The 23475-nt window shown below is 67.2% G+C and carries 23 protein-coding genes; 12 read left to right on the forward strand and 11 right to left on the reverse strand.

Going from position 1 to position 23475, the window contains the following annotated elements:
- Positions 1–9: 9 nt before the first annotated feature.
- Positions 10–1173 carry a hypothetical protein gene (locus ASG86_RS09195; protein ID WP_156386157.1) on the reverse strand — a complete coding sequence of 388 codons (1164 nt, stop codon included), beginning with the start codon at positions 1171–1173 and terminating at the stop codon, positions 10–12.
- A 230-nt stretch (positions 1174–1403) separates the two neighbouring features.
- Complete coding sequence (locus ASG86_RS09200) at positions 1404–2273, reverse strand: DUF1295 domain-containing protein (RefSeq protein WP_056332831.1); 870 nt, start codon at positions 2271–2273, stop codon at positions 1404–1406.
- A 202-nt stretch (positions 2274–2475) separates the two neighbouring features.
- On the opposite strand from ASG86_RS09200, the gene ASG86_RS09205 reads away from it, so the two are divergent.
- A complete protein-coding gene (locus ASG86_RS09205) occupies positions 2476–2907 on the forward strand; it encodes a DUF2177 family protein (RefSeq protein ID WP_056332834.1) in 432 nt (143 codons plus the stop codon).
- A 233-nt stretch (positions 2908–3140) separates the two neighbouring features.
- On the opposite strand, the gene ASG86_RS20750 is transcribed toward ASG86_RS09205, so the two are convergent.
- The 3 genes from ASG86_RS20750 to ASG86_RS09215 form a co-directional block, all read right to left on the reverse strand.
- Positions 3141–3287 carry an MFS transporter small subunit gene (locus tag ASG86_RS20750; protein ID WP_200946213.1) on the reverse strand — a complete coding sequence of 49 codons (147 nt, stop codon included), beginning with the start codon at positions 3285–3287 and terminating at the stop codon, positions 3141–3143.
- A complete protein-coding gene (locus ASG86_RS09210) occupies positions 3284–4675 on the reverse strand; it encodes an OFA family MFS transporter (protein WP_056332837.1) in 1392 nt (463 codons plus the stop codon). Before ASG86_RS09210 ends, ASG86_RS20750 begins: the two co-directional genes overlap by 4 nt.
- 180 nt (positions 4676–4855) lie before the next feature.
- Positions 4856–5779, reverse strand: a complete 924-nt coding sequence (locus ASG86_RS09215) for an AraC family transcriptional regulator (protein WP_082566730.1) — start codon at positions 5777–5779, stop codon at positions 4856–4858.
- Positions 5780–6088: 309 nt separating this feature from the next.
- Here ASG86_RS09215 and ASG86_RS09220 point away from each other — a divergent pair, with 309 nt between their 5' ends.
- The 7 genes from ASG86_RS09220 (at position 6089) to ASG86_RS09250 (ending at position 13961) form a co-directional block, all read left to right on the forward strand.
- On the forward strand, positions 6089–7441 hold the full coding sequence (locus tag ASG86_RS09220) for an ABC transporter substrate-binding protein (RefSeq protein WP_056332839.1): 1353 nt from the start codon (positions 6089–6091) through the stop codon (positions 7439–7441).
- Positions 7442–7461: 20 nt separating this feature from the next.
- Positions 7462–8430 (forward strand): carbohydrate ABC transporter permease, encoded by a 969-nt coding sequence (locus tag ASG86_RS09225; protein WP_056332841.1) that lies wholly within the window; start codon positions 7462–7464, stop codon positions 8428–8430.
- Positions 8427–9341, forward strand: a complete 915-nt coding sequence (locus ASG86_RS09230) for a carbohydrate ABC transporter permease (RefSeq protein ID WP_056332844.1) — start codon at positions 8427–8429, stop codon at positions 9339–9341. The genes ASG86_RS09225 and ASG86_RS09230 overlap by 4 nt, the downstream gene beginning before the upstream one ends.
- Positions 9342–9371: 30 nt before the next feature.
- Positions 9372–10427 carry an NAD(P)-dependent alcohol dehydrogenase gene (locus ASG86_RS09235; protein ID WP_056332847.1) on the forward strand — a complete coding sequence of 352 codons (1056 nt, stop codon included), beginning with the start codon at positions 9372–9374 and terminating at the stop codon, positions 10425–10427.
- 43 nt (positions 10428–10470) lie between these two features.
- Complete coding sequence (locus ASG86_RS09240) at positions 10471–11457, forward strand: carbohydrate kinase family protein (RefSeq protein ID WP_056332850.1); 987 nt, start codon at positions 10471–10473, stop codon at positions 11455–11457.
- Positions 11458–11508: 51 nt separating this feature from the next.
- Positions 11509–11961, forward strand: coding sequence for an SRPBCC family protein (locus ASG86_RS09245; protein ID WP_056332853.1), 453 nt, complete (start codon positions 11509–11511; stop codon positions 11959–11961).
- Positions 11962–12284: 323 nt separating this feature from the next.
- Positions 12285–13961 (forward strand): FAD-binding dehydrogenase, encoded by a 1677-nt coding sequence (locus tag ASG86_RS09250; RefSeq protein ID WP_056332856.1) that lies wholly within the window; start codon positions 12285–12287, stop codon positions 13959–13961.
- Positions 13962–13965: 4 nt separating this feature from the next.
- On the opposite strand, the gene ASG86_RS09255 is transcribed toward ASG86_RS09250, so the two are convergent.
- The 3 genes from ASG86_RS09255 to ASG86_RS09265 are packed head-to-tail and all read right to left on the reverse strand — an operon-like array spanning position 13966 to position 15718.
- The gene (locus ASG86_RS09255; RefSeq protein WP_200946215.1) at positions 13966–14538 is read right to left on the reverse strand and encodes a DUF1254 domain-containing protein; all 573 of its coding nucleotides are present in this window, start codon (positions 14536–14538) and stop codon (positions 13966–13968) included.
- A complete protein-coding gene (locus ASG86_RS09260; RefSeq protein ID WP_056332861.1) occupies positions 14535–15209 on the reverse strand; it encodes a DUF1214 domain-containing protein in 675 nt (224 codons plus the stop codon). Before ASG86_RS09260 ends, ASG86_RS09255 begins: the two co-directional genes overlap by 4 nt.
- 2 nt (positions 15210–15211) lie before the next feature.
- Positions 15212–15718, reverse strand: coding sequence for a GNAT family N-acetyltransferase (locus ASG86_RS09265; protein ID WP_056332864.1), 507 nt, complete (start codon positions 15716–15718; stop codon positions 15212–15214).
- 119 nt (positions 15719–15837) lie between these two features.
- Here ASG86_RS09265 and ASG86_RS09270 point away from each other — a divergent pair, with 119 nt between their 5' ends.
- The 3 genes from ASG86_RS09270 (at position 15838) to ASG86_RS09280 (ending at position 18307) form a co-directional block, all read left to right on the forward strand.
- Positions 15838–16728 carry a potassium channel family protein gene (locus ASG86_RS09270; protein ID WP_056332867.1) on the forward strand — a complete coding sequence of 297 codons (891 nt, stop codon included), beginning with the start codon at positions 15838–15840 and terminating at the stop codon, positions 16726–16728.
- A 97-nt stretch (positions 16729–16825) separates the two neighbouring features.
- On the forward strand, positions 16826–17563 hold the full coding sequence (locus ASG86_RS09275) for a hypothetical protein (protein WP_056332870.1): 738 nt from the start codon (positions 16826–16828) through the stop codon (positions 17561–17563).
- 60 nt (positions 17564–17623) lie between these two features.
- Positions 17624–18307 carry a hypothetical protein gene (locus ASG86_RS09280; protein ID WP_156386158.1) on the forward strand — a complete coding sequence of 228 codons (684 nt, stop codon included), beginning with the start codon at positions 17624–17626 and terminating at the stop codon, positions 18305–18307.
- A gap of 21 nt (positions 18308–18328) precedes the next feature.
- Here ASG86_RS09280 and ASG86_RS09285 read toward each other — a convergent pair whose 3' ends face one another.
- The gene (locus ASG86_RS09285) at positions 18329–19378 is read right to left on the reverse strand and encodes a response regulator transcription factor (RefSeq protein WP_056332875.1); all 1050 of its coding nucleotides are present in this window, start codon (positions 19376–19378) and stop codon (positions 18329–18331) included.
- A gap of 182 nt (positions 19379–19560) precedes the next feature.
- On the opposite strand from ASG86_RS09285, the gene ASG86_RS09290 reads away from it, so the two are divergent.
- Entirely contained in the window at positions 19561–19995 is a 435-nt protein-coding gene (locus ASG86_RS09290) for a nuclear transport factor 2 family protein (protein ID WP_056332879.1), read from the forward strand.
- A 66-nt stretch (positions 19996–20061) separates the two neighbouring features.
- On the opposite strand, the gene ppsA is transcribed toward ASG86_RS09290, so the two are convergent.
- Both ppsA and ASG86_RS09300 read right to left on the reverse strand, forming a co-directional pair.
- Positions 20062–22491 (reverse strand): phosphoenolpyruvate synthase, encoded by a 2430-nt coding sequence (gene ppsA, locus ASG86_RS09295; RefSeq protein ID WP_056332882.1) that lies wholly within the window; start codon positions 22489–22491, stop codon positions 20062–20064.
- 145 nt (positions 22492–22636) lie between these two features.
- Complete coding sequence (locus tag ASG86_RS09300) at positions 22637–23455, reverse strand: pyruvate, water dikinase regulatory protein (protein WP_056332885.1); 819 nt, start codon at positions 23453–23455, stop codon at positions 22637–22639.
- Positions 23456–23475: the final 20 nt, after the last annotated feature.

A 23475-nucleotide genomic window follows, 5' to 3' on the forward strand; every position in this document is an offset into this window, starting at 1 on the left:
CCTGGCCTTTCACTTGCAGCTCCATTCGGTTGCGCGGCGCAGCCCGTTGTCGGCGGCGGAGAAGCCAATGACGACGGCGTTGGCACCCTGGCCTGAGACCGAAGTCGCGGACCCGGACACGCCGGTGAACTGGGCATCAGTTCCCGGCGGCAGGATCCGTGCGCTCTTGCCGATCCAGATCACCGCCTGCGGCCGCGCTGCGCGGAACGACGGCGAGCTGCCCGCGCCCACCGTCGCGCCCGCAATTGCTGATGCGGCGCTGGAAGTGGCGCCGGCAGCGGCTGCCCCGACGTCGGTGACGGCACCGGTCGCGGCCCAAGCCACGGCATGCGTTCCGTCGGCCACGCCACTCTGGCCCACTGCCTGCCCTGTTGAATCGATCCCAAGCGCTACACCGCCCTTGCCGCTAAGGGTAGGCAGTGCCTTCGGAGAGCCATCCGGCCCCCAGAGGACCGGAGTGGCGTCGTCCCCAAGGGCCACGCCGCCGGCCGTGCCGTCCGGGCCGACCGCGAAGGCATGTCCACCCCGCGCACCGGCGGGCAGCGTGAGCTCACGGGGTGCCGTAGTCACGGAAGGCCAGACGGCGGGATGCTCATCTTCGTCGGCGCCCGGCCCGTCTGAATGTTCCTCGTCGGCCACCAGCGCCCCGGCAACCACACCGCTGTCAGACACCGCCGATGGTATCGCTATATCGCCGGGCTTGACCGGGAGTGGATGGTACTGCCCGTCCTGCCACCACCAGCCCACCAGCACTTCGTTTGCGGCGTCATACCCCGTGCCGACGACGACTCCTGCCGCGTTCACCGACGCGGGGGCCGCGGCCTGGAGTGGGATGCCAAGCTGCGTGGGTTGACCGTTCCGCCAGAGCACCGGTGCCGACTCGCCTGCCGCCGTGTCGGCGAGGCCGACCACCAGGCCGTTGCTGCTCGAGGCGACGGCGTTGCTGCCCCGGCCGCCGAGTCCGGGAAGGAGTTTCGGGGTGCAGTTGGTGGCTGCGGGCAGATCAGGACCGGCCGCGGTGGCAGCTACCGGCAGCATCACCATGCCGCCCTCAGCGGCCAACAGGAGCGCCGTCAACAGTGCCCCGGGCCGCGTGTCCTTCGCCCTGGCAAGCCAGGATGGCCTGCCTCCGCGGCCGGGAGAATCCTTGGCGAAAAATTTTGGCTCTGACACTTTTGCTCCCCGGAGTAAAACCCCATGTCCCCAGCAGCATCTGCTGCAACGCAATCAGCCTTTGCTTAGCCGCACTGTCTTTCGAGACTAGGTTTCGGCCAAGCAGCAGTCACGAGTAACAGGTACTTGCTTCGGGGATTAGGGGGTACTTACGCCGGCGATCATCCTGCAAAACCCCTAGGCGGCACCCAAGCCGGGTGCCGTCGTCGTCCGTCCTGACCCAAAGGCTCCTATTTGAGCTTCGGCACCAGCACGGGCGTGTTCCGCTTGTACTCCTCGTAGTCCGCCTGGCCGCCCCACTTCTTGTCCGCCTTCTTCTCCAGGGGCGGCACGCCGCTGCCCTTGATCAGCAGCAGGGCCACGAAGACCGGGGACACCAGGGCGGCCCACTGCCAGCCCTGCAGGACGGGCAAGGCTATGATGGCCACGCCAATCCAGAGAGTGATTTCGCCGAAGTAGTTGGGGTGGCGGGACCTGGACCAGAGGCCGGTGCTGATGAAACGGCCCTTGTTGGCGGGGTCATCCTTGAAACGGTTCTTCTGCAGGTCCGCCAGCGTCTCGATGGTGATGCCCGCGGCCCACACCAGCAGGCCCACCCAGAAGAATGCGTCCAGGCCAACCTTCGTGTCCGAGGTGATGGCCACCCACGCCAGCGCCGCCGTGAGGACCACCCACAGGCCCTGGATGGTCCACGTATTCAGGAACCGGAAGAAGTCCGGCTTGAGTTCATCGAAGCGGTCGTCCTTGCCGTGCTTGCTGATCCGCAGGAACAGGAAGCTGCCCAGCCGCGCGGCCCACAGCACCACCATGGCCGCCAGCAGCATGCCGCGCGCGTCCACGCCCGGGCTGGCGAGCACCAGGAAGACCGTGATGGAAATGTAGGTCAGGGCACCGGTGAGATCGTAAAACTTCTCCGTCTGCGCTTTGTATGACGGAATGAACACCAGCCACTGGATGACGAATGCGATGGCAACCCCCAGCGCGAATACCGGGAACCCGCCGATCCGGGACCCGCCCTGGCTGCCGGCCAGCGCAATGAGTACTGCCACCACCACGGCAATGACGGTACTGATGAGGGCCTTGCGGCTCTTTTCATTCACGGACTGGTTCCTTTCCCCTGGCCTGCCGCGCTCTGCTGCACGGCCGGTCCCATCGCGCCCGGGGGCACATTCACATTCAACTACGCATGGCGCAGTCCCCTTAGTCTTCGGAGCGGGGACAGGTTTGTATGGGTCAAGCAATCCGCCGGGTACAACGGCAGCGAACAGCTTGTGGAACCGTTACCGACGCAAGGAGCCCTGCATGAGCCCCCGCACCAAGAACTGGCTGACCACCTACGTTGTCAGCGCCCTGATATTCGCGGTGCTGGACGTGGCATGGATCCTGCTGGTGGCCAACCCGCTGTATCAGAGCCAGATCGGCCACCTCCTGGCAGCCAGGGCCAACCTGCCCGGCGCGGTCCTCTTCTACGTCATCTTCGTGGCGGGGATGGTGCACTACGGCGTCCGGCCCAACAGCCCTGGCCTCACACTGCGGCAGCGGGTCACGGGCGCCGCCCTGTTCGGGTTCTTCACCTACGCCACCTGGGCGCTGACCGGGTTCGCCGTGCTGAAGGATTTCACCGCCCTGGTGGCTGCGACGGACATTCTCTGGGGAGCCGCGGCCTGCAGCGTGGTCACCTGGATTTCGGCTACTGTGCTGCGCGGCCGGCTGGCAAAGGTTGCCGAGGCCTAAACCTGCTTCGCGCACACACCCGCGTCACGCAGGGCAGGCTTTGGAGGCACCTCCGGGGAGGAAACCGCGGAAAGCCGGGGGCCGGCGTCGTCCATTGGCGTGAAAGCATGCTCAGCGTGACGCAAGAAACGCACAAACTGGCCCAGTTTTCACGGTCAAGCCTTCAAAACCCGCGGCTCCCGCCGCCATCGGTCCGTCAAAACTGGGCCAGCGTAACAGCGCCCGCGCTGGGGTCAGCCGAACAGCGCCGCTACCTGGGTCAGCGTCTGGAAAACCCCATAGGCCAGCGGGATCCCCACCAGGACCCACGCCACGACCAGCCTGCCGGTGGACTTGCGGACCGGCTCGTGTGCGCCGTGGGTGTGTGCAGTGCTGCTCATTTCAGGCCTCCCTGGGAAGTTTCGTGCCGCTCGGGGCGGCGTTCGTGGAACCGTGCGTCGACGGGCTTGACCAGCAGGTTGGCCAGGAAGCCCACCACCAGCAGCCCCACCATGGTCAGCAGCGCGGGCTGGTAGGACACGGCGTTCAGCTGGCCGGGCTTGCCCTGCGCATCCAGGATGCTGTTGACGATCAAGGGCCCCGCCACCCCGGCCGCGGACCAGGCGGTGAGGAGCCGGCCGTGGATGGCACCCACCTGGTAGGTACCGAAGAGGTCCCGGAGGTAGGCAGGCACGGTGGCAAACCCGCCGCCGTAGAACGAGATGATGATGAAGGCGAGCACCACGTAAAGGGCGGTGGCGGTGGAACCGGCAAGCGCCAGCACCGTATACAGCACGGCGCCCACGCCCAGGTACATCATGTAAATGCGCTTGCGCCCGGTGACGTCGGAGGTGGCGGACCAGGCGAACCGGCCCGACATGTTGCCGATGGACAGCAGCCCCACGAATCCCGCAGCGACGCCGGCACTCACCAGGGACTTGCCGTCGGACTGCCGGAAGAAGTCCTGGATCATGGGCGCCGCCTGTTCCAGGATGCCGATGCCCGCCGTGACATTGCAGAACAGCGCCACCCACACCAACCAGAACTGCCTGGTCTTGATGGCGTTCTTCGCGGAGACGTTCTCCGTGGTCACCAGCTTGGCCGCCTTGACTTTGGCGGGGTCGAACCCCGCAGGCCGCCAGCCGTCCGCGGGCACCCGGACGGTGAACGCGCCGAACAGCATGTAGGCGAGATAGACGACGGCGAGGGTCAGGAAGAGTTTGCCCACGGCGTCGCCGCTGGCCACCCAGCCCTGGCCGCCGGAGTTGGGATCGTATGCCCTGAGCAGGGCCTGGGATACCGGGCTGGCGATCAGTGCGCCGCCGCCGAAGCCCATGATCGCCATGCCGGTGGCCAGGCCGGGCCGGTCCGGGAACCACTTGATCAGCGTGGACACCGGTGAGATGTAGCCGATGCCCAGGCCGATGCCGCCCACCACGCCGTAGCCGAGGTACACGAGCCACAACTGGTGCGAGAAGATGCCCAGCGAGCCGATCAGGAACCCGCCCGCCCAGAACATCGCCGAGGTAAACATCGCCTTGCGGGGTCCGTTGGTGTCCACCCAGGTCCCCATGACCGCGGCGGAAAGGCCCAGCATCACGATGGCGATGGAGAAGATCACCCCGATTTCCGTCAGGCTGGCGCCAAAGTGCTTGACCAGCGCGGTCTTGTACACGCTGGTGGCGTAGGCCTGGCCGATGCAGAGGTGGACGGCGAGCGCGGCCGGCGGCACCAGCCAGCGGTTGAAGCCCGGTGGGGCGATGGAGTGGTCACGGTCCAGGAAGCCCATGGTGATTCCCTTTACTTCTCGATGACGTCGATGTCTGATCGATCCAGAGGCGAAAGGCCCTGTTTAACCCGGGCCCCTTACCTTGGGCAATCATCATGCAAATCATCAGCAAACGTACTGTTGGCGCGCCGAGCGGCAGGAAATGCGCGGCGAGCGGCTGATTGGCTGTGTGCTCCCCGTTCAGCCCTGCACCCGCTGGCGGTAGTTCCGCGGCGTCTCGCCGGCGTCGTTGAGGAAGTGCCGGTTGAAGTTGGACAGGTTGGAGAAGCCCACCTCGTAGCAGATCTCGGACACGGGCTTATCAGTGCGCTCCAGCAGGCGCCGGGCGTGGGCCAGGCGGAGTTTGCGGACCAGGTCGCTGAAGTTCTGCCCCGTGGCCCGTTTGAAGTACTTGGAAAAGGTGGGCTCCGGCATCCCCACCAGCGCGGCCGCCTCGGACATCCGCACGCTGCCGGAGTGGTTGCTGAACACGTACTCCAGGACAAGATCGACGACGGCGGCGGCCTGGCTGTCCAGCTGCGGCCGGAACCACTCTTCCGCAAGGTAGCGCCGCTCCCCGTCCGGGGCACCGGCCAGGATTCCGAACAGCTCGAACAGGTGCTGGAGCCGGGCGAGGCCCGTGGTGGATCCCATGGCTTCAATGGCTTGGGCGGCCGCCAGCGCAGACTGCCCCAGGAATTCGATCCCCCGCGCCGACTGTTCCAGCAGCGGCTTCACCTCGGCCAGTTCGGGGACCAGGGCCGAGGCCTGCTCAACCCATTTGCCATCGAACTGGATCACCGCGTCCCGGTTCTCCAGCATCTCCCCGGGCTCCAGGTCGCTGACCCAGTCGTGCGGGAGCCCGGAGCCGACCAGCGACACGTGCCCTGCCTCGAAGGTGCCGATGTGGTCCCCCACGATGAACTTTCCCATGCCCTTGCGGATCAGGTGGATCTCATACTCGGGATGGTAGTTCCACCGCGCCACCGGGCTGGGGTAGCTGTGCTGGTGCCACCGGACGGAGTGATTGGGATCCGGCGGGATCACCTCACGGTTGGCCCGCATTCCCAGTAGCCTCTCGGCCAGCCTGGCGGTGGCTCCGTGGGCGGTGTCCGCGCTGGTCATGGTGGCCTCCGTGCATCCGGTGGTTATGAATTCCGGACGGCTCCCCGGCCGCCCTTCCCCAGAGTAGCGCCTGCGGCCTCCCGGCGGGACGGAAAATAAGTATCAGAAACAGGCAACCAGGGCGCTAGTTGTGGCCTATGGCCCGGCCCTAATCTTGAGGAACACCGAACGTCCTCCGGCTTCCCGAAACGCCCGGAGCCGCCCCAAGCCTCTCCCCCGGCGCAGCCGCCGGCGGAACCATGCAGTTCACGGGAACACCTCGTCCCGTGAACGGCACACGCAATCCCTTGAAGAACAAAGGAGTCCTTAATGCGCCCAAAAATGCGCGCTGCGAGCCTGGCCGCCGGCGCTTTGTGCGTCGCGCTGAGTGCCTCGGCCTGTGCAGGTGCCGGCGGAGGAAACGCCGCCGGAGACCCGAACAGCATCAACGTCCTGATGGTCAACAACCCCCAGATGGAGGACCTCCAGCGGCTCACCGCGGACAACTTCACCAAGGAAACCGGCATCAAGGTCAACTACACGATCCTGCCGGAGAACGATGTCCGCGCCAAAATCAGCCAGGAGTTCTCCAGCCAGGCCGGCCAGTACGACGTCGCGTCCCTGTCCAATTACGAAATCCCGTTCTACTCCGCCAACGGCTGGCTCGCCCCGCTGGACGCGGTGGCCAAGGATCCCGCATTCGAACAGGACGACATCCTCCCCGCCTACACCGCCTCCCTTACCGGCACGGACGGGAAGCTTTACGGCGAGCCGTTTTACGGTGAGTCCTCCTTCCTCATGTACCGGAAGGACATCCTGGATGCCAAGGGGCTCACCATGCCGGAGAAGCCAACCTGGGACGAGGTGGCGGACATCGCCGCGAAGGCCGACGGCGCCGCACCCGGCATGAAGGGCATCTGCCTGCGGGGCCAGCCAGGCTGGGGCCAGGTCTTCGCACCGCTCACCACCGTGGTGAACACCTTCGGCGGCACCTGGTTCGACAAGGACTGGAATGCCCAGGTCAATTCCCCCGAGTTCACCGCGGCCACCGATTTCTACACCAAACTGGTCCGCGAGCACGGTGAAGCGGGTGCTGCGCAGGCCGGCTTCACGGAGTGCCTGAACAACATGAGCCAGGGCAAGGTGGCCATGTGGTACGACGCCACCTCCGCCGCCGGAGCCCTCGAAGCCGACGCCTCCCCCGTCAAGGGCAAGATCGGCTACGCCCAGGCACCGGTGAAGGAAACCTCGTCCTCCGGCTGGCTGTGGACCTGGTCCTGGGCGGCGCAGGCTGCCTCGAAGAAACAGGACGCGGCCGCCAGGTTCATCGCCTGGGCCAGCTCCAAGGACTACGAGCAGCTCGTGGCCGCCAAGCTCGGCTGGGCCAAGGTCCCCTCCGGCAAGCGCATCTCCACCTACGAGAACACTGACTTCCAGAAGGCCGCGCCGTTCTTCAAGGCCGAACGCTTCGCCATTGAGAACGCCGATCCCAAGAACCCCGGCACCCAGCCGCGTCCCGCCATCGGCATCCAATTCGTGGGCATCCCCGAGTTCGCGGCGCTGGGCACCAACGTCTCGCAGGGCGTCAGCTCCGTCATCGCCGGCCAGGGCACAGTGGCCGACGCTCTGGCCAAGGGCCAGGAAGCGGCCCAAAAAATCGGCAACAAGTACAAGCAGCCCTAACCGAACCGCAGGAGAACATCATGACTACCGCAACGGCGCGCATCTCCCGCCCGGGACATACCGCAGCCAAACCCGCACGAACCGCCAAATCGCGTGAACGGGCCCTGGCCTGGGCCCGGCGTGCCCCGCTGCTCCCGGCCCTGGTCTTCCTCATCGTCGTCACCCAGCTTCCGTTCGTGGTGACGCTGATCATCTCGTTCCTGAACTGGAACAGCCTGAGCCCCACCAAGACAGCCTTCGCCGGCCTGGAAAACTACGTCACGGTCCTCACCGACCCCGACCTCCGCCAGGCCATCTTCACCACCATCATCCTCACCGTCTCCGTGGTCCTGGCCAGCCTGCTCATCGGGCTGGGCCTGGCGCTGCTGCTGGACAAGAAGTTCATCGGCCGCGGACTGGCCCGGACCCTGCTGATCGCGCCGTTCCTGGTGGTGCCCGTGGCCGCGGCCCTGATCTGGAAGCACGCGCTGCTCAACCCCGCCTACGGCCTGGTCAACGGCATCCTGACCTGGCTCTGGTCCCTCTTCGGCAGCGCCACGCCGCCGCAGCTGGACCTGCTCTCGCAGGCACCGCTGGCCGCGGTGACCGTCTCGCTGGTGTGGCAGTGGACGCCGTTCATGATGCTCATCCTGCTGGCGGGACTGCAGTCCCGCCCCATGGACACGGTGGAGGCCGCCCAGATGGATGGCGCCACCCCCTGGGCCATCTTCCAGCACCTGACGCTGCCGCACCTGCGCCAGTACCTGGAACTCGGCGGCCTGCTGGGTGCCATCTACATCGTGCAGAACTTCGACTCCGTCTTCACCCTCACTGCAGGAGGCCTGGGCACCGCCAACCTGCCCTATGCCATCTACCAGACGTTCTACTACGCCAACGAGTACGGCCTGGCCTCCGCGGCCGGCGTCGTGGTGGTCATCGGCACCATCATCGTGGCCACCTTCGCCCTCCGCACCGTCTTTTCACTCTTCAAGAAGGAGGCAGCACGATGAGCACCCTCACCCCCGCCGCACCCCGCAACACCGTCCAGGCCCCAGCCGGGAACACCGGTTCACGCCGCCGCGGCAAGACCCGCATGGACCCCACCCGCAACAGCACCGCCGCCGGAATCGCCGCGTGGCTCCTGGCCCTGCTGTTCGCGTCCCCGGTGGTGTGGATGATCCTGACCTCCTTCCACTCGGAGACGGATGCGGCCACCAACCCGCCGTCGGTCGCCGCCACCCTGACCCTGGACGCGTACCGGGAGTTCTTCGGCGAAACCTCCGGCGTCAGCCCGTGGCCTTCCCTGATCAACTCCGCCACGGCCTCCATCCTGTCCACCGTGCTGGTCCTGGTCCTGGCCATTCCGGCGGCCTACGCACTGTCCATCCGGCCGGTGAAGAAGTGGACAGATGTGATGTTCTTCTTCCTGTCCACCAAGATGATGCCCGTGGTGGCCGCGATCCTGCCGCTCTACCTGTTCGCCCGCACCGTCGGGGCGCTGGACAACATCTGGTTCCTGATCCTGATGTACACGTCCATGAACCTGCCCATCGCGGTGTGGATGATGCGCTCCTTCCTGGCCGAGGTGCCCGAGGAAATGCTGGAGGCCGCCCAGATCGACGGCGCCAACCTGCTGCTCATCCTGCGCAAGGTCATCGCCCCTGTAGCCATGCCTGGCATCGCCGCCACCGCCCTGATCTGCTTCATCTTCAGCTGGAACGAACTGCTCCTGGCCCGTGTCCTCACCGGCGTGGTGGCCGGCACCGCACCGGTGTTCCTCACCGGCTTCGTCTCCGGCCAGGGCCTCTTCCTCGCCAAAGTCTGCGCGGCCGCCGTCGTTATTTCCCTGCCGGTGCTGTTCGCCGGGTTCGCTGCCCAGGACAAGCTGGTCCAGGGCCTGTCGCTCGGCGCCGTCAAGTAGCCCCTTCAACCTTTGCAAAGGAACATCCCGATGACCACCACCGCCCAGTCCCCCATCGCCACCGCCGGCCTGCCGGCCACAATGCGCGCCGCCATCCTCAAGAGCCAGGGCGACATGGCCCTGGAAACACTGCCCGTCCCGCAGCTCGACCCCGACCAGGTCCTGGTGCAGGTGGCCGCCGTCGGCGTCTGCGGCAGCGACGTCCACTACTACGAGCACGGCCGGATCGGCCCCTACGTGGTGGACCACCCGCTGATCCTGGGCCACGAACTCTCCGGCCGGATCGCTGCCGTCGGAAGCGCAGTGGACCCGGCCCGCATCGGCAGCCGCGTGGCGGTTGAACCACAGCGGCCCTGCCGTAAATGCACCCAGTGCAAGGCGGGCCGTTACAACCTCTGCCCTGACATCGAGTTCTACGCCACGCCACCGGTGGACGGCGCCTTCGCCGAATACGTCACCATCCAGTCCGACTTCGCGTACGACATTCCGGACAGCGTCAGCGATGAAGCCGCAGCCCTCATCGAGCCACTCTCCGTGGGCCTGTGGGCCTGCGAGCGCGCCGGCATCCGGCCCGGCAGCAGGGTCCTGATCGCCGGCGCCGGACCGATCGGGATCATCGCCGCCCAGGCCGCGCGGGCATTCGGCGCCACCGAAATCTACATCAGCGACATCGCCGAGGACCGGCTCGCGTTCGCCCTCCAGCATGGGGCCACACACGCGCTGAACGCCCGGACGGACATCGTGGAGGGGCTCGACGTCGACGCGTTCATTGACGCTTCCGGTGCACCGCAGGCGGTCCGTTCCGGGATTAAGGCCGTGGCCCCGGCGGGCCGCGTCATCCTGGTGGGACTGGGCGCTGACGACGTTGAACTCCCTGTCAGCTACATCCAGAACCGTGAGATCTGGCTCTCCGGCGTCTTCCGCTACACCAATACCTGGCCGCTGGCCATCCAGCTCATCGCCGACGGCAAGGTGGACCTGGACATCCTGGTCACCGGAAAATTCCCCCTGTCCGAATCCGAAGAAGCCCTCAAAGCAGGCAAGCAGCCCGGCCAGCTCAAGGCTGTGGTCTACCCAGGCCGCTGACCACGGCACCACATCCCAGCAAGAACCCTGCAAGGAAGCAGCCATGCCAACACGCCACATCACACCGGATTACGACGGCGGTCCCCTGATCACCGTGATCGGCGAGTCCCTCATGGACATCATCGATGACCCGCGCCGGGGAACCTGCAGCCGGCAGGCCCATCCCGGCGGCAGCCCCCTCAACGTGGCAGTGGGAACTGCCCGGCTGGGCCTTCCTACAAGCCTGGTGACGCACTACGGCGACGACGCATACGGGCTGATGATCGAAAAGCACCTGCAGTCCAACGGCGTTGTCCCGGTCAGGGGCGGCGATGCGTCCACATCCACGGCGACGGCAACGCTGGGCCGGGACGGTGCCGCAACGTACGCGTTTGATATCACCTGGGACCTTAACGGTGCGGCGCTTCCAGCCCTTGCCGCGGTGGAAGCGTCCATCCACGTGCACACCGGGTCCATCGCGGCAATCCTGTCCCCCGGTGACGCGGCAGTCCGGAGCCTGATCGATGCAGCCCGGTCGCACGCCACTGTCAGCTTCGATCCCAACTGCAGGCCCGGCATCAGTCCCGATGTTGCCGCGGCCCGCGACCGGGTTGAGGCTTTTGTCGCCGCCAGTGACATCGTCAAGGCAAGCGACGAAGACCTGTCACGGCTCTACCCGGACAGGACCCCGGAGGAGTCACTGGCCGCCTGGCTGGAGCTCGGCCCGGCAGTGGTGGCCCTGACCCGAGGCGCGCATGGGCCCGTCCTCCTGAACCGGCAGGGCCGAGTGGAACTGCCGGGCGAGACCGTCAATGTGGCGGATACCGTCGGGGCGGGGGACTCCTTCATGGCCGCCCTCATCTCCGGCCTGTCACAGTCGGACCTCCTGGGGGCAGCCGCCAGGCCACGTCTGGTGGCACTCACCTCAGCTGACCTGCGCTCCCTGGCCGGCTACGCGAACAGGGCTGCCGCCATCACCTGCTCCCGCCCGGGCGCCAACCCACCCGGGATGGTGGAGTTGGGCGCACTGGCACCTCCCCTTCCCGTCTGACCGCCCGCTGCCCCGCTTTCCGCGAGCGGGGGCGGGTGGCAGAGTGGGACGATGAGTGAGCAACCCGCCTCCCTGGTCCTGAACCTTGAGTGCACGGTGGCCTCCCCGCCGGAGGCAACATTCCGGCTGCTGACCGACCCGGCCCCGCTTGCCGCCTGGTGGGGCCCGCACGGCTTCAGCATCCCGGAAGTGGACGTCAACCTGGTGGTGGGCGGCCGCTACCGGTTCCGCATGGCCCCGCCGGAGGGCGAGCCGTTCCACCTTTCCGGGGAGTTCCTGGAGATCGACCCGCCGTGGCGGCTGGTCTACACCTTCGCCTGGGAGGAACCGGCGCCGGACGACCGGGAAACCGTGGTGGACCTGTCCCTGACCAGCACCGCAACCGGAACCCGGGTGGCGCTCTCGCAGGGACCGTTCCTGACGGAGGAGCGGCTGGCCCTGCACCGGGACGGGTGGAGCGACTCGTTCGAGAAGCTGGTTCTCGCGGCCCGGAGCGAAGGTTAGGGACCCACCCGCGTCACGCAGGGCACACTTTGAACCCACCCGAGGGGACGAAACCCCGGAAACCCGGGGCCCGCCGTCGTCCGTTGCCGTGAAAACATGCCCTGCGTGACGCCGGGCGCGCAGAGTGGCCCAGTTTTCACAGCGAAACCTCGAAAATCCGTGGCTCCCGCCGCCGTTTGTCCCCGAAAACTGGGCCAGTGTGAACATGTAAACCCCTCACTCCGCCGCAGATCGCAATTGGGCGGGCCGGCGGCAAGCAACCCAGCGGTGCGGTAACTTGACCAGTATTCACAGCAGCTTTCGAATCCCGGGGCAGGTACGGCATGGACGCGGACGTCATCATCATCGGCGGCGGGCTGGCCGGGCTGGCGGCCAGCAATGAACTGGTGCGTGCCGGCAAGCGCGTGGCCATCGTGGAGCAGGAGAACGCGGCGAACCTGGGCGGGCAGGCCTTCTGGTCCCTGGGCGGGCTCTTCCTGGTGGACACCCCCATGCAGCGGCGCCTGGGCGTGAAGGATTCCTTCGAGCTGGCATGGCAGGACTGGCAGGGTTCCGCGCAGTGGGACCGGCTGTCCGGGCCGCTCCCCGAGGACGAGTGGGCGCAGCAGTGGGGCCGCGCCTACGTGGAGTTTGCCGCCGGTGAGAAGCGCGCGTGGCTGCGGGAACAGGGCATCCGGTTCACGCCGCTGGTGGGCTGGGCCGAGCGCGGCGACGGCCGGGCCGGCGGCCACGGCAACTCGGTGCCCCGCTTCCACGTCCCGTGGGGCACCGGCACCGGGGTCTCGGAACCGTTCGCGGACAAGGCCAGGGAGGCGGCTTCGGCGGGCAGCGTCCGGTTTTTCTTCCGACACCGGGTGGACGGTTTAACGTACGACGGCGGCACGGTCACCGGAGTGCGCGGCGTGGTGCTCGCTCCTGATGATTCCCCGCGGGGCGTGTCCTCCAACCGGAAAGTGGTGGGCGGCTTCGAGCTGCAGGCGCAGGCCGTGGTGGTCGCGTCGGGCGGGATCGGCGGCAACCATGAGCAGGTGCGGCGCTGGTGGCCCGCCCGGCTGGGGACGCCACCGCGGAAAATGGTCACCGGGGTGCCGCAGCATGTGGACGGCCGGATGCTGGACATCGCCGACGACTCGGGGGTGCGGCTGGTGAACCGCGACCGCATGTGGCACTACACCGAGGGCATCCAGAACTGGAACCCCATCTGGCCGGACCATGCCATCCGGATCCTGCCCGGACCATCGTCGATGTGGTTCGACGCCCTGGGCCGCAGGCTCCCCGCCCCCGGCCTGCCGGGCTACGACACCCTGGGCACCCTCCGCCTCCTCCGGACCACCCCGGAGCTGCAGCAGTACAGCCATTCCTGGTTCATCCTCAACCAGCGCATCATCGAAAAGGAATTCGCCCTCTCCGGTTCGGAGCAGAACCCGGACATCACCAACCGCGACCTCAAGCTGCTGCTGCTGACCCGGCTGGGCCGCGGTGCAAGCGCCCCCATCGAAGCATTCAAGGAGCACGGCGTGGACTTCGTGGTGGCGGACAACCTGGCGGACCTGGTCGGCGGCATGAACGGGCTGACCGACGAACCGCTGCTGGACCCTGCGCTGCTTCGGCGGCAGATCGAGGAGCGCGACGCCGAGATCCGGAACCCTTACTCCAAGGACAGCCAGGTCACCGGCATCCGCAACAGCCGCCGCTACCTGGGCGACCGGCTCTTCCGGACCGTCAAACCGCACCGGATCCTGGACCCCGCCGCCGGCCCGCTCATCGGCGTCCGGCTGCACACGGTCACGCGGAAAACGCTGGGCGGGATCCAGACAAACCTTGACGGCCAGGCCCTGGGTCATGACGGCTCCCCTATTCCCGGCCTGTACGCCGCCGGTGAAGCTGCCGGATTCGGTGGCGGCGGCGCCCATGGCTACAACGCACTGGAAGGGACGTTCCTGGGCGGCTGCATGTTCACCGGCCTGGCCGTGGGCCGGGCCCTGGCGCAAGCGCTGTAAAGACTTAGGGCACCGGAGCCAGGCGCATCTGGGCGGCGAGTTCGTGTGCTCTGGACAGGTCGCCGCCGTTGTAGACCAGTACCCGGCCTATCAGGAGCACCGAACGGTTGGGCGACGGAATGTGCTTCATCCCCTCCGGCACTTCACCGGTCCAGCGCGGCCCGGTGACGAGGAAGACCCCGGCCCCGGTGCCGGTGGTGCGTTTGCCTACATAGGCGAAATTGGTGTTGTTCCGGGGGTTGGTGAACTGCAGGCTGTAGTAGCGGCCTGCCATGTCCGGCACATGCAGGACCAGCGGACCTTTCGAAAGATCCAGCCAGCCGAGGGTCAGGAGGGTGTCGCGGTTGACGCCGGCCGAGGCCAGTTTCGAGGCACCCCTGGGCACATGAAGGGGGTCTGCGAAGAGCGCCTCCGACTGGGTGTAGAGGGTGTTGACGGGAATGGGACCGTCCCCAAAGCCTTTGACGAGGATCGCCCGCTTGAACACGGACAGCAGCATGCGCGGCCAAAAGTAGATGGCCGCGAACCAGGTCACGACCATGACCGCCCCGAAGATCAGGAGATGCTCGAGCCTCACCGCCGCCTGCCTTCTGCCCTGGCCATCGCCGGCACCACGTAGCTTCCGTCCAGGATCGTGGGGCCGGGCTGGTACACGCGCAGCCAAAGAATGAACTTGCCGGAGGGAGCGGGCAGCCAGTTGGGTTCGTGGCCAGCCGGCGGCGTTCTTTGGATGTACACGTCGACGGACCCATCCGGGTTGGGGACCAGCCCGGACCGGTCACTGACGCTGTACCGCCGCAGTGGATTCGCCACGAAGCGGTTCCTGGCGTCCCCCATGGTCAGCGACCAGAAGGCATCATTTGGCGGCAGGCCGCCAGCCGGGAACCGGAGTAGGTAGTCATGCTTGCCGTCCAGCGAAGCACCCGAACCGTCCGAGTTGGTCCACCAGTACACCGCCTCCTGCGATGTGTTTACCGGGCCGGGGAACAGCTGTGCGCAGGCAGCCCGCATCAGCATGCCATTGCGCGGGTCGCCCAGGCCGGGCATGGTGATCCACCCGTTGATCCTCACCGCTTTGATCCTGCCGTAGATCTGGGCAGTGACGAAAGCCAGGCCAAAGCCGATAAGGAAGCCCTGAAGCACATCGCTGCGGACCGTCCGGTTCAGCGGGAGGAAAATCATGGCGAGGATGAACGCAACGCAGATGGTGCCGATCAGCACCGTGAAGTAGGCGTAGGTCCTGCTCATCGTCAGGTTCCGTCCTGTGGCCGCCGGACCAGCCGGAATTCCGGCAGCGACTCCCACTCTGGCGGAAGGGTATTGCGTTTGCCGTCTGGCCGGAACCCCTGCTTCAGGTAGAAGGCCAGGGCCCGGGGATTGTTCTCCACCACCCAGAGATAGGCCGGGCCGGAGCCGACGGCGGCACTCACCAGCGCTGCCCCGAGGCCCGTCCCGTAGGTCCGCCGGAGGGTGTAGATCGAGTAGAGTTCCAGCGCTTCGGGAGCGTCGTCCTCCCTGCCCGGTCCGGCGTCCGCGTAGCCCACCAGCTGGTTATCGGCGTCCAGGGCGAGGATCCGCGGCTGGTCGGTGGCCAGGAATGCCCGCCGCCGCTCCACCCGTTCCGGGATGCTGTCCCTCCGGTGGCGGAAGAATTCCGCTGAAAGCAGGTGCGGGTAGCACTCCTCGTGCGCCTGCGTCTGCATGAGCACCACTGCTTCGGCGTCCTCCGGCGTGGCCTGGCGGAGATGAAAGTCCATGCCGCCAGCCTAGCCAGTACGCTCCCAAGCCGTGCGCCGCCGTCGTACCTTCCATCATGCCCCCATCGGCCGGCAGTACCGCGCACGTAGCCTGCGCTCCCGGGCACTTAAGATGGGGCATGACCTTTGAGGGCGCGCTCCTGACGGCGGTTGGCGCCGGGCTGATTCTGCTGATGGTCTCCGACGTCTTCCAGACCCTGCTGTACCCCCACGGCTCGGGTCCGGTGGGCCGGACCATCATGCGCGGGTTCTGGCTGCTGTCCAGGAAGCTCAGGGGCGGGGCCTCCTCGGTGGCCGCGCCGCTGGCCATGGCGGCAGTCATCGCCGCCTGGGCAGCCCTGGCTGCCGTGGGCTGGGCGCTGCTTTACCTCCCCCATTTGCCGGGCGGATTCACGTACTCGGCAGATATCCCCCGGCAGGCTGACTTTGCCGAGGCGCTGTACATCTCCCTGGTGGCTCTCTCCACGGCGGGATTTGGCGAGATCGTGGCCACGCACCCGCTGCTTCGGCTGGTGATGGCGTTCCAGGCCGTGGCCGGTTTTGGCCTGCTGACCGCCACCGTCTCGTGGATCCTGCAGACGTACCCCGCGCTGAGCCGCCGGCGGGCGCTCGCCCACCAGTTGAACCTGTTCCGGGAAGCGGCGGGACCGTCCGGCATCGCCTCGCTTGAAGCCCGGCACGCGGCGGGGCTGCTGGAATCGATGGCGGAAAACGTGGCGTCGGTGAGCATCGATCTTCTGTCCTTCCACGAGACCTATTACTTCCATGAGGTGGAGCAGAGGGGTTCGCTTCCCGCCACCATCGCCTACGCCCACCAGCTGGCCTCGGACGCGCAGGGCAGCGACAACGCCGAGCTTCGGTTCGCCGGGCGGATGCTCTACGCAGCACTGGATAACCTGGCCGATGTGCTGCGCGGGAAGTTCGGCCACGTGGGCAGCACCTCCTCCGACGTGTTCGACCACTACGAACTCCACCACCGGCACCGGCGGCCCCCGGAACCGCGGCCATAGCCCCGGCTCCGGCCGCGCCCTGCTGTTGAAAAACCCGTTGTTGCCCTGAGGGCCCCGGCGTAGACTCGCCCCACCATCCAGGCGGAGGCGGGAACCCATGAAGAGCATCCGGGGCCGGGCCCTCGAGGCGGAACAAAACGCCAGGCTCACCCCCGGTGACGACGAGCGGTTCTCCGGTTATGGCGTCATGGGCTTGCCCTTCAGCTCAGGGTATGTGCTGGCGATGCGCCGCTTTCCCATCACCAGTGTTGGGCCCGGCTATAGCTCGGTCTGGCTGCGCCGGCCTTCCGGCGACTGGACCATCTACGCGGACGCCGCACCGGAGGCTTCCTGCGCCCGCTATTTTGCTGCCGGGCTTGCGGACGCCGTCCAGTGCGACGTCGGCGTCGACTGGACTGCCGACGACGCCTTCACGGTAACCATCGGAGGCGACGTGGACCTGATGTGGCAGGTGGAACTGGCGTCAACCCCGGTGACCGCCGCCATGAGCGCGTTCATGACGGCGCTGCCCAACCCCCTCCTGGCCAACAAGCCGTTCCTGAAAGCCATGGGCTCCGCCGCCGGGCCCATGCTCAGCGCCGGACGCTTGGGCCTGGCCGGGAGCGTGCCCAACAGGCAGGGTTTCCGGGCCAAACCCCGGCGCATGTGGTTCATCTCCCGAAGCTCCGCCACGCTCGCAGGCGAGGACTTCGGGATTCCCCAGCCGCTGCCCGTCCAGACCCGGCTGGGCGACTTCTGGATCCCCCAGCGGGGCATTTTCGTGATCGGCTCTTCGGCCTTCGACCGGTTCGACCCCACACAGCATCTGCCCGCCACCGCCCGCAAGGCGGCATAAGCCCACGGGCTGCGCCGTTGACCGCCCGGGTTGCGGCGGTGCCCGGGTAGGGTGTGGACCATGACACCCGAAGGCCGCCCCTGGACGTTCGCCGCGGTGTGCATCACGGTGATCGCCATGACGGTCCTGCTGTTCGGGCTGTCCTGGAGTCCGGCGGACGCGCTGACGCCGGTGTATTTTGCGGCCTACCTTCTGATCGGCGCCTGCATCTTTGGCCCCGCCGGGAAGTGGCCGTCGCTGGCGCAAGCCGCGGCATTCCTGCTTCCGGGCGTGGTGCTGGCCCTCCTTGCGCTCCTCGGGGCAGGCTTTTGGTGTGGGCTGTGGCTGCTGGGACTCCCGGGCTGGGGTGTGCTGCTCGCCCGGCGGACCACCGAAGGGCGGCTTCCCGTAACCCGGATCCTCACGTTCCTGGGATTGCTGGTTGTGGGCTCCCTGGTCCTGGTGCTGACGGGCTTCTACCTGTTCCTCTTCGCACCCGCCGTGCTAATTCTTCCGGTGGTCAGCCTGGTCCGTGTCGCCCACCCGTACTACCGGGAAAAGCCCCTGCGTCCGGCCCTGGAGATCTTCCTGGCCGTGGCCGCCGTCGTCCTGGCCATCACCCTTCCCAACCAGCCGGGGTCCTGGACGTCGCTGTTCACCTACGCCGGGGGCGCCACGGTTGCCGGGCTGATGATCGGTTACTGGGCCACCAGGACCCCGCTCCGTTTTGAACAGCGCCGGGTGAACCACGGCGTCCGGCTGTAGGACGGCCAGTCACAATGCCCGTCAGGCCGTGAGCCGGGCCACCAGCTCGCCGCAGCTGCCGACGCCCACCTTTTCGAACAGCGACTTCAAGTGGTCGTGCACCGTGTGCGGGGAGATGAACAGGTGCCGGGCGATCTCCGCCGTTGAACTTCCGGCCAGTACCTCCAGGCAGACGTCCCGTTCGCGCGCAGTGACGCCGAACGCCATCAGCAGCAGGGCCAGGAGGTCGTGGGTGGTTGCCGGTTCCACGGTGACCACCATCTGGTCGGGGTCACCGCCGGTAATCAGGCGGCTGGCCTGCAGCACCACCCAGTTGTTCGCCGCGTCACGCATCCGGGCCCGCGCCGTCCCGGAGGCGGCAGCGTGCGCCTGGGCCACCACCGAATACAGCGTTTGGCTGAAGCGGCCGGGTGCAGCGTCCTCCACCCCCGCAAGCCAGGAGGCGGCGGCGGGGGTGGCGGCGCGCAGGTCGCCGTGCAGCCCGGCCAGGACAATGACAGGCCCGACGGCGGCCGGTCCCGCCGGGCGCGCCACGCGGATGGCTGCCCTGGTGGCCGCCGCCAGGGTGGCCGTGACCGCGCCCAGGAATTCCACCTCCCGGTCGCTGAAGTCGGGGCCGGCTTCCCGGAAGATGCTGCCCACGCCCCAGCACAGGTCGTCCACCCGGAACGCGGCCCGCAGTTCATGGTCAAGGCCCAGCGGTTTGAGCAGGTCGTTGATCCGGACGCTGCGGACCACCTCCCGGTGCGGCGCATCCGAAATCCTGGCGATGGGTCGCGGCCGCCGCAGCAGCTCCATGAAGGTGTTGGGTTCCTGGCCGGTGTACTCGGACTGGGCAAAGCGGAGGAAGTACTCCTTGAACTGGTGCTCCCCCACCGGCCACGGCCGCCAGTTGGTCACGGAGGTCATCACCATCGAGGCCGGGTCGACGCCGGCCCAGCACCCCTGCTCGAACGGCACCTCCCGCTGCACCACGGCGAGCGCCGAGGCATAGAGGCCCGGCAGGTCCATCCCGCCGGTGGCCATGGCGGCGATGTCCCGCCGGGCACGCTCCGCGCGCTCCTCCCACATACGTCCAGTATCCGCCCGGAAGGGGGCGCGGCAATCCCCCAAACCGGGGGTTTTGGAGGCGGCCGGAAACCCCCGGTGGGGGGATCGCGGCGGTGCGTGCCGCCGTCGTACCTTTCCTCCATAGGCGCCGCACCAAGGCGGGCGTCCGAAACAAAGACCCAGGGAACCAACGGGAGGCTGCAATGGGACAGGCACGCGAGGTCATGGACCGGCTGATGACGGCCATGGATGCAAAGGACAAGGAGGAACTGGCACGCTGCTACGCCGTCGATGCCGTGATCCAGACCCCTGACCAGGGCGAGGTCTCCGGGCGTGAGTCGATCGCCAACTACTTCTTCCACTTCTGGGAGGCCATGCCTGAGGTCACGTACGAGCAGTTGGCCACTCACGAGGCGGGGAATGTGGCGATCGTCGAGGGTTTCGTGGCGGGCACGAACACCGGGCCGTTGAGCCTGCCCACGGGCGGCACGCTTCCGCCCACCGGCAGGCAGGTCCGGGTGCGAAGCTGCGACGTGGCCAGGGTGGAGGCAGGCCTGATCACAGCGCACCACGCCTACTTCGACCAGCTGGAACTTCTTGGCCAGCTGGGGCTGCTTCCTGAACTGTCCACGCATTAAAGGGGCGGCTCCCCCACGGCGTTCCGGCCGTGGCGGAGCCACCCCCTAACGCAGCAGCGTTACCGGTCAGACTGCGGCGGCAACGGCCGCGCTGTTCGCCACGCCGCTGTCCGGCGCATCCTCCGATACCCCGGCAAGCCGGAGCCAGGTGTCCACCACGGTGTCCGGGTTCAGGGAGATGGAGTTGACGCCTTCCTTCACCAGCCACTCGGCGAAGTCCGGGTGGTCGCTGGGGCCCTGGCCGCAGATGCCAACGTACTTTTCGCGGGCCCGGCAGGCCTTGATGGCCATGCTGAGCAGCTTCTTCACGGCCGCGTCCCGTTCGTCGAAGCTGTTGGCGACGATGGCCGAGTCCCGGTCCAGGCCAAGGGTCAGCTGGGTCATGTCGTTGGAGCCGATGGAGAACCCGTCAAAGAACTCCAGGAACTCGTCGGCCAGGAGCGCGTTGGACGGCAGCTCGCACATCATGATCACCTCGAGGCCGTTCTCGCCGCGCCGCAGCCCGTTCTCCGCAAGCAGTTCGATGACGCCCTGCGCCTCGTCCAGGGTCCGCACGAACGGGATCATGAGCTTGACGTTGGTCAGGCCCATCTCGTTGCGCACGAAGGACAGGGCCTCGCATTCAAGGTCGAAGCAGTCCCGGAAAGACGGCTCCAGGTAACGGGACGCGCCGCGGAAACCGATCATCGGGTTCTCTTCGTGCGGCTCGTAGGCCGGGCCGCCGATCAGGTTGGCGTACTCGTTGGACTTGAAGTCGGACATCCGGACGATCACCGGTTCCGGCGCAAACGCGGCGGCGATGGTGGCCACGCCCTCGGCCAGCCGCTTGATGTAGTAGTCGCGGGGGCTGCTGTAGGCGCTGATCCGCTCCCGGATCTCGGCGGCCACGTCCTCCGGCTGGCTGTCCAGGTTCAGCAGGGCCTTGGGGTGGATGCCGATCTGCCGGTTGATGATGAACTCCAGCCGGGCCAGGCCCACGCCGTGGTTGGGCAGCTGCGCGAAGGTGAAGGCCTGCTCCGGGGTGCCCACGTTCATCATCACCTTCACCGGCGCCTCGGGCAGCTGGGTGACGCCGGTTTCCTCAACGCTGAAGTCCAGCAGGCCCTCGTAGATGCTCCCGGTCTCGCCGTCGGCGCAGGACACGGTGACTTCCTGGCCGTCGGACAGCGCGTCCGTGGCGTTGCCGGTGCCGACGACGGCGGGGATCCCCAGTTCGCGGGCGATGATGGCCGCGTGGCAGGTACGTCCGCCGCGGTTGGTGACGATGGCGGAGGCACGCTTCATGATCGGTTCCCAGTCGGGGTCGGTCATGTCCGCCACCAGCACGTCGCCGGTCTGGAATGATGCCATCTGGTCGATCGCGGTGAGGATCCGGACCTTGCCGGCGCCGATCCGCTGGCCGATGGCGCGGCCTTCCACCAGCACGGGCCCGGTGGCGTTCAGGCGGAAGCGGCTCTGGCTGCCGGGGGCGCGGCGGGACTGCACGGTTTCCGGGCGGGCCTGCAGGATGTACAGGCCCCCGTCGATCCCGTCCTTGCCCCACTCAATGTCCATCGGACGGCCGTAATGCTTCTCAATGGCGATGGCGTGGCGTGCAAGCTGCTCCACGTCGTCGTCCGTCAGGCTGAAGCGCGAACGCAGGGCAGCCTCCACCGGCACGAAGTCAATGGTGCGGCCGATCTCGCTGTTGTTCGTGTACGTCATCTGAAGGGCCTTCTCGCCCAGGCCGCGCTTGAGGATCGCGGGACGGCCGGCCTCCAGGGCCGGCTTGTACACGTAGAACTCGTCAGGGTTCACGGCGCCCTGCACCACGGCTTCACCCAGCCCGTAGGAGGACGTGACGAAGACGGCGTCCTGGAAGCCGGACTCGGTGTCCATGGTGAACATGACGCCGGACGCGCCGACGTCGGAGCGCACCATCCGCTGGATGCCCGCCGAGAGTGCCACGTCGGCGTGTTCAAACTTGTGGTGCACGCGGTAGGCGATGGCGCGGTCGTTGTAGAGCGACGCGAAGACGTCCTTGATGGCCTGCAGGATGTTCTCGATCCCGCGGACGTTCAGGAAGGTTTCCTGCTGCCCGGCGAACGAAGCATCCGGAAGGTCCTCGGCCGTGGCGCTGGACCGGACCGCCCAGGACAGGTCCGCGGAGCCGGCGTGCTTGTCCACCAGCTGCTGGTACGCCTCGCGGACCTGTGCCTCAAAGTCGGGCAGGAAGGGGGTGTCCCGGACCAGGGCGCGGATTTCCTGGCCGGCCGAGGCCAGGGCCGTCACGTCGTCGGTGTCCAGTCCGACGAGCCGGTCGGCGATCTTCTGGTCCAGGCCCGAGTCGGACAGGAACCGGCGGTAGGCGTCTGCCGTGGTGGCGAAGCCGTCCGGGACCTGGACGCCGGCCGAGGTGAGGTTCTGCACCATCTCCCCCAGGGAGGCGTTCTTGCCGCCCACCTTGTCCAGGTCCTTGAGTCCAAGTTCAGAGAACCACAGAACGTCTGTCGTCATAATTGCTGCTCCTTTGCAGTGTTTGGCGTAGGCAATGCCGGCCGCCACGGTAGTGCCGGCCGGAAGAAAAAACCCTGCTAACAGTTTCAGGTCTGCAGCGGACTTTCCACATGATGTGGGCCACGCCACGTTTATGAAACAACCGCTAGTGCTTGAGGTTCATCCGCTGCAGGATGGTGGCTGCCATTTCCTCAACCGAGACGGTGGCGGAGTTCAGGTACGGAATCCGGTGGGAGACGTACAGCTGCTCGGCGCTGCGCAGCTCAAACCCGCACTGCCGCAGGGACGCGTAGGGCGAGCTGGGACGCCGCTCCGTACGGATCTGGCTCAGGCGCAGCGGGTTGGAGGACAGGCCGAAACACTTGGACACGAAGGGCCGCAGCGGTTTGGGCAGCCCGTCCCGCTGGAAGTCCTCATCCACCAGCGGGAAGTTGGCGGCGAAGATCCCGTGCTGCAGCGCCAGGTACATGGTGGTGGGCGTTTTTCCGCACCGGGACGGTGCCACCAGGATCACCTGGGCCTTCTCCAGCGCACGCAGGCTCTGCCCGTCGTCGTGCTCCATTGCGTATTCGACGGCGGCCATCCGGGACTGGTAGCGCGCGGCGTTTCCCAGCCCGTGCGCCCGGCCGGGCTCTCCGCTGGCGGGCGTGCCCAGCGCCGCTTCCAGGACGCCCACGTGGGTGCCGATCAGGTCCACGATGACAGCGTTGCAGCCGGCCAGGATCTGCCGGATCTCGCCGTTGACCGCGGTGGAAAACACCAGGGGCCGGGGTCCGGCCGCGGCCAGGCCATCGATGGTGCGCACCACCGACCGCGCCTGTTCCGGAGTGGTGATGAAGGGGATGGTGACGCGGTCAAAGTTGTCCACGGGGAACTGCGTCAGCAGCGTATTCCCCAGTGTTTCCGCGGTGATGCCGGTACTGTCCGACAGGAAGTAGACGGGACGTAGAGCAGCAGTGGTCATGAAATGACCTTAGCGTCCTC

The organism is Arthrobacter sp. Soil764 (assembly GCF_001428075.1).
Lineage (GTDB): Bacteria > Actinomycetota > Actinomycetes > Actinomycetales > Micrococcaceae > Arthrobacter.